Origin of the sequence: Dendronalium phyllosphericum CENA369 (assembly GCF_016056275.1) — a bacterium.
Taxonomy (GTDB): Bacteria; Cyanobacteriota; Cyanobacteriia; order Cyanobacteriales; family Nostocaceae; genus Dendronalium; species Dendronalium phyllosphericum.
This window is the reverse complement of sequence record NZ_JAECZA010000277.1, coordinates 23,296-36,258: the sequence shown is the minus strand read 5'-3', so window position 1 is coordinate 36,258 and position 12,963 is coordinate 23,296. Positions and strand designations below refer to the sequence as shown.

The 12,963-nt window shown below is 46.4% G+C and carries 10 protein-coding genes and 1 pseudogene; 4 read left to right on the top strand and 7 right to left on the bottom strand.

Translation table 11 applies throughout. The features are described from left to right. On the bottom strand, positions 1-311 hold a 311-nt coding region (locus tag I8752_RS30830), incomplete at its 3' end, for a transposase (RefSeq protein WP_214435985.1). A gap of 94 nt (positions 312-405) precedes the next feature. On the opposite strand from I8752_RS30830, the gene I8752_RS38255 reads away from it, so the two are divergent. Beyond that, on the top strand, positions 406-531 hold the full coding sequence (locus I8752_RS38255; RefSeq protein WP_263986656.1) for a hypothetical protein: 126 nt from the start codon (positions 406-408) through the stop codon (positions 529-531). A gap of 60 nt (positions 532-591) precedes the next feature. Here the strand turns inward: I8752_RS38255 and I8752_RS30825 are convergent, their stop codons facing one another. Continuing rightward, entirely contained in the window at positions 592-1,179 is a 588-nt protein-coding gene (locus tag I8752_RS30825) for a YcaO-like family protein (protein ID WP_225896011.1), read from the bottom strand. Between the two features lie 220 nt (positions 1,180-1,399). Further along, positions 1,400-1,504, bottom strand: a pseudogene (locus tag I8752_RS30820) (transposase); the annotation flags it as partial. Positions 1,505-1,512: 8 nt separating this feature from the next. Between I8752_RS30820 and I8752_RS30815 the strand changes: the two are divergent. Together I8752_RS30815 and I8752_RS30810 are read left to right on the top strand one after the other, a co-directional pair. After that, positions 1,513-1,881, top strand: a complete 369-nt coding sequence (locus I8752_RS30815) for a sensor histidine kinase (RefSeq protein ID WP_214435984.1) — start codon at positions 1,513-1,515, stop codon at positions 1,879-1,881. A 451-nt stretch (positions 1,882-2,332) separates the two neighbouring features. Next, the gene (locus I8752_RS30810; RefSeq protein WP_214435983.1) at positions 2,333-2,743 is read left to right on the top strand and encodes a hypothetical protein; all 411 of its coding nucleotides are present in this window, start codon (positions 2,333-2,335) and stop codon (positions 2,741-2,743) included. Between the two features lie 9 nt (positions 2,744-2,752). Here I8752_RS30810 and I8752_RS30805 read toward each other — a convergent pair whose 3' ends face one another. Further along, positions 2,753-3,475 carry a hypothetical protein gene (locus I8752_RS30805; RefSeq protein WP_214435982.1) on the bottom strand — a complete coding sequence of 241 codons (723 nt, stop codon included), beginning with the start codon at positions 3,473-3,475 and terminating at the stop codon, positions 2,753-2,755. Continuing rightward, positions 3,475-6,192, bottom strand: coding sequence for a TnsA endonuclease N-terminal domain-containing protein (locus I8752_RS30800; RefSeq protein ID WP_214435987.1), 2,718 nt, complete (start codon positions 6,190-6,192; stop codon positions 3,475-3,477). Before I8752_RS30800 ends, I8752_RS30805 begins: the two co-directional genes overlap by 1 nt. A 405-nt stretch (positions 6,193-6,597) precedes the next feature. Between I8752_RS30800 and I8752_RS30795 the strand changes: the two genes are divergently transcribed. Further along, complete coding sequence (locus I8752_RS30795) at positions 6,598-12,021, top strand: ATP-binding protein (RefSeq protein WP_214435981.1); 5,424 nt, start codon at positions 6,598-6,600, stop codon at positions 12,019-12,021. Between the two features lie 351 nt (positions 12,022-12,372). Here the strand turns inward: I8752_RS30795 and rpsU are convergent, their stop codons facing one another. Beyond that, complete coding sequence (gene rpsU, locus I8752_RS30790) at positions 12,373-12,561, bottom strand: 30S ribosomal protein S21 (protein ID WP_015115835.1); 189 nt, start codon at positions 12,559-12,561, stop codon at positions 12,373-12,375. 71 nt (positions 12,562-12,632) lie between these two features. Further along, a complete protein-coding gene (locus I8752_RS30785; RefSeq protein ID WP_214435980.1) occupies positions 12,633-12,941 on the bottom strand; it encodes an RNA recognition motif domain-containing protein in 309 nt (102 codons plus the stop codon). Between the last annotated feature and the right edge of the window lie 22 nt (positions 12,942-12,963).

Genomic DNA, 12,963 nt, shown 5'->3' with positions numbered 1-12,963 from the left:
ATCTTATTGCCATCTAATGCTTTCTTTAATTCTTTTAATCTTCTTTGTTTTAATTTGTCTACCGACCAATCTGAATTCGCTATAAAATGATGTAATGATTGAGCTGAGTTTATACTTACAGCTTTTGCTATCTCTGGTAATGATTTTCTTTTAATTGCTGACATTATCCCTAGGTGTAAATATTTGAAGCACTCATAATTCCTTACTTCTTTAAATAGCTCTTTATACTCTGCACAATATTCATCTATGATCGTAACTGTTGGGTGAGGATCTCTTGCCAAATGTTTGAGGATTTGTAATTCTACATCCATTGCTCTACTTACCTTCCAGAGCTTTTTCTTCTATTCCTTTTATTCAGAATACTCGGAAAGTGACAGAAGAGGGGTATCTTGCAGATAATAGACTATGCTGCCCCCTGGACTATTTCTATTCGGTGGTAAAGTACCTGATAATATTACGGCTTTAGCGTTTAGCGATGCAAAGCTACCTGGTGCAATTGCTTCGGCTTTGCGAAATACTTCGACACCGTAATCTCCCAAGGCATCACAAAGCGGCTACTCAGTCGAGCGTTTTACTTTTAATTAAGTTGACCTACTTATCTAAAACCCAAATTTCTCGATTAATAGTTTGATAATATTGCTTCAGGCTTTGAAAATAAGGCTCGTCGAAACTATCTAAATCCACCTGTGGCTTTTGCAGGGAGTTATACCACCATAACGCCACAGCATCCCGTTCTACTAACTCCATAAATCCTTGCAGAATTGCTTCTTCAAGAGTATTACCCGCCGCACATCCATTAGAATCAGCCCAACAGTCGAGTTTATAGTCCGGTCGATAGCCATAATAACAGTAAGCCGTTGGCAGATACTTAAATTCCTGATGGGTTAAAGACCAAACGGGAGTCCAGTCAATTTCTCCTTCTTCATTGAAAGGTTCGGGGACTTTTTGAAACCAGCCTTGACATTCAATATTCCATTGTTCTCTATTTTGATATTGCTGTTGGCTGAAGTTCATACAAACATTGGGATGGATCGCTTTCTCCCCCATTTGTTGGTAACTGGCTTTTTCTCGAATTTCATATCCTTGAAACACCCCAAAACATCGCTCGATCGCTTCGCAAAAACCACTAGCCATCGCTTGAGAGTCAGTCCTACCTTTCCCCGCACTTCTACCCCCCAAATTTTGGCGCAAACTAGCTAAATCGTTATTAGTTATTTATTAATTACAGTGGGGTTCTAGCGTAATACGGTTCAGTAAAAGCGAGCGAATAGCATATCTTAGTACGAGTTTTTGTATTGCTTATCCTGTTTATTAATTAGCTTTGCTTATCAAACAATTTTTACGAAAAATGTCATGAATTTTAATGAACTATTTAACATTCTTCTATCATTCTTACTCACCGTCGCGACAACGTGGAGTGGTCTGGTACTTGTAGCTCAATTCCCATGAGCATGAATAACGATCCCAAAAATCCTTCTGCTTGCCGCCCTGGTAAATGAAATACCGAAGAAGATGGTTATGTTTTTGATGCGATCGCTTTTGATGAGCGATCGCCTGCGACAAATCATTGCTAACTTGCTAGAAAATACCATCAAATTTACGGACTTTAGGGCAAAGGTCAGCATTGGTTTAGAACATCTTGACTTCTTAGTTCAAATTACTGTGACTGAAACAGGTATCAGCATTTCTCCTGATTTTCTTCCCCATGTCTTCAATCGCTTCTCTCAAGCCCAAGTACCTAGTCGTCACTCACCGGGAGGTGTAGGTATTGGACTAGCGATCGCTCGTCTGCTGGTCAAAATGCATAAAGGTACAATTGAAGCTGCAAGTGCAGGATTTGGGCAAGGCGCAACGTTTACTGTCAAGCTGCCATTAATTTAACGTGATGGCGGAAGTTGCTACAGGCTGCGCGAAACACGCAAATGTCAAGGCGGAAGCTGCTACAGGGAAGGCGGAAGTTGCTACAGGCTGCGCAAAACACGCAAACGTCAAGGCGGAAGCTGCTACAGGGAAGGCGGAAGCTGCTAACGGAATCGATGCTCTAGCGACTTTTCAAACGTCCTCTTAAAATTACAGGCATTATTAACACTTCACTCCAGAAAATACTACAGATTAATAATGACTAAAATATAGGTCTAGGGTAATAATTCAAATTGTCTTGATACCAAATATGTGACTTGAATGAAAAAATGGGCTTTTAGCTCACTTTATGCTTCACAAAGCAGATATTCATTTTATGCTTCGCAAAAATAGTGAAAGTAGAAAACTTCTTTCTCCATGTAATACACGGTAAAAATTTGTTAACCTAACGGTGTATTACACGGTAAAGGTTATGCTGAAACGGGATATACAGGGGAAATTCGCTCTCAAAAACGATGATTACCGTCAAGTCCACTCATTGAGACTGACTGATGACACCTGGAAAGCATTGGGTATCGCCGCTGAGTGCTTAGGAATGACAAGGGCAGATTATTTAGAAGAAATCGCTCTAAGCAACAACCTACCAAGTAATACATGGGTTGAAGTTGATCCTTTCCCGTGTAATACACGGAGAAATAAGAATCAAGATCAACAACCAGACATGGCTCAAACGCATACACCAACACCGCCCAACATGACAGAACTTGAAGCTTTACGAGACCAAGTGTTACAGGAACTAAAATTAGGTAAACAATCCTCTGCGTACAAAACAATCCAAAAGGCTCTGAATCAATTCATCACTCTATTGAGCAAAAGATTGTAAATTTTCTACCTACTCCCCAACCTTATCTCGCTGTGGCTTGCGTTGTCCAACACTTCTACGCCCATTATTCAAGGGAACTGCTTCAACATTTTCCGACTCAGTTGTTAAAGATATTACCTCATTCTTAGAACTAGGTGTATCTTGTGGCATTTCCTCTGAAACTACAACAGTATCCTTCTTATGCTGTGTTCGTCTCTTCTCGGGTGGGGTTTGCACTTCTACTGTCTCCATCACAGAACTGAGTGTATGCTGTGTCGTTTCCGTTACCACCACAGGAGATTCCTTTTTCTTGCGAGTTTGTCTTTTCTTAGGCTGAGTTTGTACGAATGCTACCTCAGTCATAGAAATTTGAGTATCCTGCGTTGTTTCTTGGCTGTCCTGCATTGTTTCCGTAACTGCCACAGGGGCTTCCTTCTTTTTTCGAGTTTGCTTCTTCTTTGGTTCTGGGCTACCAGCCATTGAAACTGGATTAGGAGTATCAGCCTGTACCGTCTCTGGGTCAGAACGTTTTTTTCGAGTTGATTTAGAGGTAGCAGAAGAAGAAACAGGTGCAACAGTAGACTTTACCAGAGGTGATAAATCCACAATCCCACCAGGAACAGAAGTCGAAGTCATCCCCATCTGTAACAAATCCACTTGCGCCAATTGGGGATGAGATATCGCATATTCTTTAAATTGGTTGAGTTGGGACTGTGCTAATTCTGAAAGATTCCCGCTAAAACAGTTGGACATTACCTGTATTCCTCAAAGATAGGCAGTTTTGTGACATCCAAAAGTTGGACATTTTCCGACTCATGTCGAATGGCGATATCTTTGCTGTTGAGTGGGACTGCTATTGACTGTGGTATAACTTGTACTTGGGAAACAGACGGTACACCTTGTCCTAAAGATGTTAAATTTTCCCGTACACTTTTGGCTTCTAAATCCCGTAATCTTTGCAAGAGCAGCGTTTCATGCTCTTGCGCTTTGGCAATAAAATCCGCTAATCGTTTAGCTGAAATATTCGTACTAACGGAATTACCCTTGTCTTTTTTTCTAATTTCCTCTGCTGCTAAAAGCACTTCTTTCTCTGTACGTCCCACAAAGGTGCTGTAATACTGGGAGATACATTTTACCCAGCGTCCCTCTAGGTAAGCATAAGCCACACCCATATCAAAGGGGTCATAGCGCACGGGAACTTTGGTTTTTTCAACGGCAGGATTGCGGAAAGCATCGTTCCAGTAATAAAGATAGTTGACTTTTATTCCTTGTCCTGGCTGGATTAAAACTGTTCCTTTGGCTGTACTGGGACGTGTGGCCATGAGGAAGTCTTCGTTGTAGGCAATGTGTCGGTGTTCTCGTTCTCCTGCTATCAGCAAGGAGTCGGTATACACTTGTAATGGTGTTGCTCCCAAGGAATCATGCTCACTGGTGTCGTAAATGGTGTATGCCCACTCGGTGAGGTAGGTATATAAATCTGCCAATGTCCACACGGCTTGTTGTTTGGGGTCAACAGCTTTAGTAATTTGTCGTGGTTGTTTGCTGGCTTGGGTGTTACCTAAGAGGTTGTATACAAACTCGGTATTTGTTGTGCCGAATAATCGTTCAATGACTGAACCAAAACGTGGTTTGCCACCGGGTCTGGTTTTTTTGATGCAGTGGTAGCGTGCTAGTAGGGTGTCAAAGTAGATACTATGAAATTCTTTGCCTCCGTCTACGACTACGGCTTGAGGAAAACGACCAAATCGCTGGACGCAAGACCGTAGTGCCATCATGCAAGACCTGTAACTGGGTGGGTCAAAGGTTAGATAAAGGGCGAGGATACGTCGGGAATAGGCATCAATGAGTAATGTCAGCCAAGGTCTTCCTAAGTTCCGTCCTGTGGCTTGGGAGCGTAGTTCGATGTCGAGTTGGGTGTGGTCAATGTGGACAATGGCAAAGGGTCTGTCTCCGTGCCGGGGTGTGGTTTTGGTTAGTTCTAAGATTTTTGGTTCTGTTGGGTATGCGGCTTTTGCTCCTTGACGTTTTTTGGTTTGTTCGTGGATTGGTCGCTGTTTGAGGCGGTGATAAAAGGTACGAGAACTCAGGGGTTGTATATTTAATTCGTTGCAAGCTCTGACATATAATCTATATACTGAAGCGGCTGGTGCTTGTCTTGGTGTCTCGAAGTGTTCGGTAATAAATTTATCGAGTAGTTCGCTGGATTGGTTTGGTGCTTTGGTTTGACGATTTCCTCGCCGCTTTGTATGTGGTAGTAAACCAACGTAACCGCAACCATACTTGGTTTCGGCTTCTCGAAACTGTTTTACCCATCGTTTCAAGGTACTGGCAGGAATATCTTTGTAGATATCTGCGTGGCGTTGAGTATAGGCTTGTACTAGATGATATCGGTGATTTGCTTGGCTGAGGTCGCTCGGAGAAGCGGCATCCATGAGTGCCTGGACTGCATTATTGATGGATGCTTGTTTTTCTGAGTTTTGAATTTTGATGTTGCCGCTTTCCAATAGTTGCAGGAAATATGCTGTTGGTAGTTGGATGGGTTGTCCAATTTCGGGTAGGAGTGTGGTGGTGGTTTCGCCAAAGTTTACTAATGTCCAGGGCTTGGAGTCCCATAGCAGGACTGTGTTTGGTAGGAGTGCTGTGGGTAGGGGTATTGGTTGATGATGCTGTGTTGTTATGGCTAGATGTGTGTAGGCTTGATGGGTTTGTTGGTCTGGATATAGCTTGACTCGCCAGTGTTCTACTAGGGGTGTTGCATATAGGTCTACGTAGAGTTGCTCTGTGGCTATCATGGCGTAGATGTCGTTGGCTCTGATTCCGGGTATTGAGGCCAGTGTGGCGGTTATGGTTGTTCCGGGGTTGGCTTGGACTGCGGTAAGTATTTGTTCTGTGATGGTGTGGGGGATGTTGGTGTTGAATAAGAGGTAGTCTTCTAGGAAGATGAGGTTTTGGGTGAAGATGGGATGCAGTTCGCTATCGGTGCGAATATGGTATTTGAGTCCATAAGATTCAGCATGGGCTGTTCCTGGTGGGCTGTGCCATTTCCCGTCGGCAGTTTTTTGGTAGCGTCCGGGATATTTTTCGGCTAGTCGTTTGAGTTCGGTTTCAGTTTTCCATTCTTCCCAGGCTGCACCATCAGTTCTCAACACGAAGAAGTCTGGGGTATGGTAATGACCTATTTTGCGTCCTGTTTTGTTGTGGTACTGGATTTTGAAGGGGGGTGGCTGGTCGTAAAACTCTAATACTTCCTCTTCGTGTTCCATTTGGTAGATTGCCCACAGTTCTACGGTGTGGCTCTCAAATTGGATGGTTTGACCCATTTTCCGGCTGGGGTAAACTCCACTGACGTTTTTGGCGCGTCCTTGTACACGGCGTGAGGGTGGGGTTGACCTGATTGTGGCAATTAGGTCTAATGCAGATGCCGTTAGTTGCTGTTGGGAACACCATTGGTCAAATTCAAAGGAGTTCATTGATGCCACAGGTGATAGGTGTGTGTTTGGGCTTCTTTTTTTCTTGACTCTCCCTAAAACCCTATATCTAGAGACAGTTTTGGAGTTTGACTACACAAGTCTATATTACTGTTTACGGGGGAAGTGAAGCATATCTTGGTGATTTTGAATCATATTTTGGGATGAAAGTTGATTTTTGTGCTGCTAAAAGCTGTTTGTTTGCTTGAGGTTTTGTCCTCTCAGGTTTTTTCAACTCATGTTCACATTATGGTGCATAAAATCAACTCTGGCTCATTATTTGGTGCAAAGTTTTATTTCCCTTTTTCCCGTAAGGCTTATTTTGCCGTTACTCATGGCTCATTTTATGATTCACATTTTAGCCCAAGTTATGGTTCAAGTCATAAAATAGCCGAGACCATAAGCGTTATGCAACGACCTCAAGAAGAAATAATCACAGTAGAAAATATTGTTATCACTGAGGAGTTGGATCGCCGCAATTCTCGTGCTGCAAATTTACTAAAAGAAAACCAGGCATTGCAAGCTTTAGCACGGCAGTTGGTAAATCAGCCCCAAACAATGCTTCAAAGTTTAGTTGACAAAGCACTAGAATTATGCATTTGGGGAACGGCCGGAGTGAGTTTACTAGAAGTAACAGCAAATGGGGAAGAAATCTTTTGCGCTCATGTGTTGGCAGGAGTGTTAGCAGAGTACTTAGGCGGCACTACACCCCGTGATGTTAGCCCTTGTGGTGTCTGTCTAGAGCGTGGTACTCCTCAACTTTATTCTTATCCAGAACGGTATTTTACTTATTTACAGGCAGCAAACACTCCCATTGTTGAAGAGTTAGTGTTACCGCTAATTGCAGATAACCATGCTTTGGGAACAATCTGGATTATGTCGCACTCCGAACAGCAGCATTTTGACTCTGAAGATGTGCGGGTAATGACGAGTTTAGCAGATTTTGCTGCTGCGGCATTGCTACTTAATCAGCGACAAACCCAGGAATTGCTAGCGAAGAATGCCCAACTAGAAGTGGAAGCTGCGGAACGTCAACGAGCCGAAGAGTTGGCGCGGGAGTCAGAAACATACTTGCGCGCGATGATAGAGAATCTACCAGGTGGGGCTGCATTTGTCGTTGACCGCAATCTGCGCTATGTGTTAGCCGAAGGCGAAGCACTTCATACCGCCGGATTTAAAAGCGAAGATTTAGTTGGCAAGACTATTTTTGATGTGCTTCCGCCCGAATTAACGGCAAATTATGAGGTGAATTACCGCATAGCCCTGGCAGGTGAGGGATTTGAACACGAACACAATGCCCATAATCGCAGTTATATCTCACGGGGAACGCCACTCCGGGCTGACAATGGGGAAATATATGCTGTGCTTGTGGTTTCTTATGACATTACGGAACGCAAACGTGCAGAAGTTGCCTTGCGTGAGAGTGAAGAAAGATTGAGCTTATTCGTTACCGCCAGCTCGGACATCGTTTACAGAATGAGTGCGGATTGGCGGGAGATGCTTAGTCTCACAGGCAAGAATTTTCTGATCGACACCAACGAGCCAAGGGCAACCTGGATTGAAACCTACATTCCCCCAGAGGAACAGCCAAGGGTATGGGCTGCTATTCAAAACGCGATTCGCACTCAGAGTACGTTTGAGTTAGAATATCAAGTCATTCGACAGGATGGTGTAATCGGCTGGACGTTCTCCCGTGCCATTCCCATGCTGAATGAGCAGGGTGACATTGTAGAATGGTTTGGCACTGCCAGCGATGTCACCCAACAAAAACATAGTGAAGAAGCATTGCGTGAGTCTGAGGAACGGTTTCGCACGCTGGCAAACACTGCACCTGCCCTGATCTGGTATAACGACGCGCAGGGCAATAATCTTTTCATCAATCAATATTTTCTGGACTTCACTGGCAAGAGCGCAGAGGAGATTCGCGGGGAGGGTTGGCGCACTCTTGTCCATCCAGATGATGCCGAACTTTACATTGCCGATTATCTAGCGGCAGTCCGCGAGCAGCAATCGTGGCACAACCGCAACCGCATTCGGCGGCATGACGGGGTGTGGCGATGGCACGACAATTATGCCCAACCGCTCTTTAATGCCGATGGTGTTTATCTCGGTCATGTGGGCGTGACAATCGACAATACGAATGCCATTGAAGCCGAAATTGCGTTGCGCGAGAGTGAGGCGAAACTGGCGGTAGAACTGGCGGATACTAAGCAGTTACAGTTCATTAGTAGCCAGTTGGTTCAGGAAGAAAATATTGATGCCCTGTATGGGCAGATTTTGGAGGCAGCGATCGCCCTCATGCGCTCAGAGATGGGCAGTATGCAACTGCTGCACCCCGATCGCAATGAACTCCAATTACTGTCCTGGAAAGGATTTGACCCGGCATCGGCAGCATTTTGGGAGTGGGTGCAGGTTGATTCAGATAGTACCTGCGGCGTGGCGTTGAATACGGGTGAGCGGGCGATCGTTCCCGATGTCGAAAAGAGCGAGTTTATGGCTGGTAGCAGGGATCTCGACGCTTATCGCCGTTCGGGAATCAGGGCTGTGCAGTCTACACCTCTGATTTGCCGCAATAGTCGGATTGTCGGTATGATTTCCACGCATTGGCTGGAACCGCATCAGCCATCCGAACGGGAGTTGGGTCTGCTTGATGTGTTAGCACGACAGGCTGCCGATTTAATTGAGCAACGGCAAGCCGAAGAAGCTCTGCAAACTAATAAAGAGCGGATGCGCGGGCAGAAAGAAGCGTTTCAAGCAGCGGTCAATGGCGCACCACTTGCAGATTCGCTCGCCATTCTCGCTCGCCTTGTTGCTGAAGAAACCGCAGGCGAGGCGCGAACCGCCTTTTACATTGCCAATGCGGACGGTACCAACCTGCACCCGGTTTATGGCGCGGGAAGTATGCCCGATGCTTACTTAGATCGGGTGAATGGGTTTGCGAACGGTGAGGATTCCCTCGCCTGCGGGCTGGCGATTCCTATCGGTCGTCCGGTTTTGACGCGCGATGTTAATGAAGAGGCGTTGTGGCAACCCTGGGTTCAGATGGCTGAGGCGTTTAACTATCGCGGCTGCTGGTCTTTTCCCATCGTGACGCGCGACGACAGAAAAGGCGTTGGGACGTTTGCGATGTACTTTTACCAGCCGCGTGAGGCAACGCCCAGCGACCTGGCGCTGGCCGAAATTGTCACGCAGTCCGCCGCCGTCATCATCAATAGTCACTTCGAGGCTCAGGAACGCACCCGCGCCGAACAAGCCTTACGCGAAAGCGAGGAGAAATATCGCACGCTCTTCGAGTCTATTGACGAGGGCTTTTACTTTGCGGAGGCAATCTTCGACGCGGAGGGGCGCTGCATGGACCTCTTCTATCTCGAAGAGAATCCGGCGGCGGTTTATCAAGACATCACCGATCGCAAGCGGCAGGAAGAAGCTTTGCGCGAGAGCGAGGAACGGCTGCGCGACGTACTCAACTCGATGACCGAGGGCTTCGCTCTCCTCGGAGGCGATTTTACGATCCTTGATGTCAACGAAGAAACGCTTCGGCTCGATGGACGCTCTCGCGACGAGTTGATCGGCCGCACACACTGGGATGCGTTCCCGGGCACCGAGGACTCACCGGTCGGCGAGATCTTCATGCGCGTGGCGCGAGAACGCATACCCGCCTCACTCGAGCACGTGTACCGCTGGTCCGATGGCCGGTCTTCGTGGCTCGATATGCGGGCTTATCCCACGCGGAACAACGGCGTGGCGATCTTCTGGCGCGACGTTACTGACCGCAAGCGAGCTGAAGCAGCCCTGCGCGAGTCGGAACTTCAGCGAGTGCAAGAACAATCTGAGCGCGAACAAGAACGCCAACGCGCTGAATCTCTGGCGGAACTCGATCGCGCCAAAACTCTCTTTTTCAGCAACGTTTCTCACGAATTCCGCACGCCGCTAACACTGTTACTCGCTCCCCTCTCTGATGCCCTGAGCGATTCTGTCAATCCTTTACCTCAAGCACAACAAGAACGGCTAGAATTCGCCCACCGCAACAGCTTGCGTTTACAGAAACTAGTGAATACCCTGCTCGACTTCTCCCGCATCGAAGCCGGACGCATGGAAGCAGTTTATGAACCAACCGACTTGGCACTGTACACAACTGAGTTAGCTTCGGTATTTCGTTCCGCCATTGAACGGGCAGGGTTGCGGCTAGTGGTCGATTGCCCACCGATAAGCGAGCCAGTTTATGTAGACCGAGAAATGTGGGAGAAAATTGTCCTGAATTTGCTCTCCAATGCTTTTAAGTTTACCCTAGAAGGTGAAATCGCCGTCAGGCTGCATCTTGCTGATGACCATCATGTAACGTTACAGGTAGAAGATACAGGCTCCGGGATTGAGCCAGAAGAACTGCCCCATGTGTTTGAGCGATTTTACCAAGTACGGAGAACAATAGGAAGGACTCATGAAGGGTCTGGTATTGGTCTAGCTTTGGTTCAGGAATTAATCAAAATGCATAGCGGAACTATAGATGTAAGCAGCACCGTCGGGCAAGGAACCTGCTTCACCGTCACCATTCCCTTAGGGACAGCACACCTGCCAAGCGTTAGCGTAGCGGGGCGCGATAGCGCACGTCGCATTCAAGCCACACGCACCCTGACATCAACTGCATTAGGTGCAGCGCCTTATGTGCAGGAGGCAGAACGGTGGATAGGGGAAGAGGCAGGGGAGCAGGGAGCAGGGAGTAGGGGGAGCGAAGAAGTAACAATTAACAACTCTCTTTCCCCCCCAGCCCATATTCTCATCGTTGATGATAACGCCGATATGCGCGATTACCTCACGCGGATATTAAGCGAACACCTAGAAGTCCAAGCCGTTGCTGATGGGGCGGCGGCGCTGGCGGCGGTGAATGAGCGAGTGCCGGATCTAGTTCTCAGTGATGTGATGATGCCTTTTTTAGACGGCTTTGAGTTATTGCAAGCATTACGGGCTGATGCGCGGACAAAAGAAGTACCGATTATTCTGCTTTCTGCCCGTGCTGGCGAAGAATCGGTAATTGAAGGGCTACAAGCTGGGGCTGATGATTACCTAATCAAGCCTTTTTCTGCCACGGAACTTGTCACCCGTGTTAATGCCTATCTACAATTGGCACACCTGTGCTCAGTTGCACTGCGCCAAGAAAGAACAATTAACCGCCGCAAGGATGAAGTACTATCTGTAGTTTCTCACGAACTGAATACCCCCTTAGTTGCCATCCTCGGTTGGACGCGGTTACTCAGGAGCAATCCGCCCAGCCCAGCTATGTTGGCAAAAGCCTTGGAGATAATTGAGCGCAATGCCACTTTGCAAGCGAAACTGGTTGAAGATTTACTCGACATCTCGCGGATTACTGCGGGGAAAATTTGCCTAAATCTTGAGCCAGTGCAACTGCAAGGAGTAATTGAATCGGCGATCGCCACAGTGTGCCAATGTAAAACTAAAGACATTCATCTAGACTGTCAGCTTGCTGTTTCACCACTAATAGTACAAGGCGACTCTGAACGTTTGCAGCAAATCATCTTAAATTTACTGACCAATGCCGTTAAATTTACTCCGAATGGCGGCAGGGTTGAGGTTAATCTTGAAAGTAATGAAAATCAAGCCTTGATTGTCATCAGTGATACAGGCTGCGGCATAGATGCCGAGTTTCTACCATACATTTTTGACACATTTTGTCAAGCCCCAAGCACAAAAAAAGGACTAGGGTTAGGGTTGGCGATCGCTCGTAGCTTAGTAGAACTCCACGATGGTACAATCCACGCCCACAGCCCAGGTGTTGGACAAGGTACAACTTTTATTGTCAAATTACCATTGATATAGCATGGCTAAAACGAATGGCACTAAGAAAACGTGAAACCTCATCTGGGCAGGGTGTAGGGGGTAGTGTTAATACACATTCAAGCTCACGAGGTGAAACAGAAATTACTTCTTCTTCATTCCCTACACCCCACACCCCAAAACCAGTAATATCAATGATTTCCGCTTAACAAGCGTGCCATTCATGGCTAAAATAAAGGGTAAAAGCCAGTGTTGAGCAAGAACGGTGCTCGGTCGAGCCTCGCAAACCCGATCATAAAATTCAATTCTTACTTTTTGATTACTCGTGCTAATTTGCATAAAGAAAGCCCTCATAAATACTATGAGAGCATTGATTACTATCTATGTCAGTTCTCAAGTGCGGAAACGTCTTTTACCCTGCTTTTGCAAGGCAAGTTTTTTGCGCTTGGATTTTTCTATAGGGGTTTCAAAGTGACGATGCTTTCTCATATCTTGAAAAATCCCCGCTTTGGAAACTTCTCGTTTAAATCGGCGTAAAGCTGACTCAAGGTGTTCATTTTCACCCACTATTATTTGGGTCATTTTCTCTCCTACTCAATTGAATTCATCAATGGCCTAAAAATTCATTCTCTCTTTCTTTGCGGTTTCAAATCTTAGTAGCGTCCGCGTCCACCGCCACCACCGTATCCCCCCCGATTACCACCAAAAGAACCTCTGTCTTCCTTGGGTTTAGCTTTATTCACTTTCAGATCGCGGCCCATCCACTCAGCACCATCAAGAGCTTCAATAGCAGCTGCTTCTTCGGCATCTGAATTCATGTCTACAAAAGCAAAGCCGCGCAGACGACCTGTTTCACGGTCATTTGGCAGCACAACCCGCTTTACAGTACCATATTCGCCGAAAACACCTCTAATATCATCTTCTGTGACTTGGTAAGAGAGGTTGCCTACATAAATTGACATTGATTTTCTCCAAAATTATCAG

Bases quoted from the DNA above. Each gene is read 5' to 3' on its own strand.
- I8752_RS38255 (WP_263986656.1), top strand. From the start codon at position 406: ATGCTGCCCCCTGGACTATTTCTATTCGGTGGTAAAGTACCTGATAAT.
- I8752_RS30815 (WP_214435984.1), top strand. From the start codon at position 1,513: ATGGTTATGTTTTTGATGCGATCGCTTTTGATGAGCGATCGCCTGCGA.
- I8752_RS30810 (WP_214435983.1), top strand. From the start codon at position 2,333: ATGCTGAAACGGGATATACAGGGGAAATTCGCTCTCAAAAACGATGAT.
- I8752_RS30805 (WP_214435982.1), bottom strand. From the start codon at position 3,475: ATGTCCAACTGTTTTAGCGGGAATCTTTCAGAATTAGCACAGTCCCAA.
- I8752_RS30800 (WP_214435987.1), bottom strand. From the start codon at position 6,192: ATGAACTCCTTTGAATTTGACCAATGGTGTTCCCAACAGCAACTAACG.
- I8752_RS30795 (WP_214435981.1), top strand. From the start codon at position 6,598: ATGCAACGACCTCAAGAAGAAATAATCACAGTAGAAAATATTGTTATC.
- rpsU (WP_015115835.1), bottom strand. From the start codon at position 12,561: ATGACCCAAATAATAGTGGGTGAAAATGAACACCTTGAGTCAGCTTTA.
- I8752_RS30785 (WP_214435980.1), bottom strand. From the start codon at position 12,941: ATGTCAATTTATGTAGGCAACCTCTCTTACCAAGTCACAGAAGATGAT.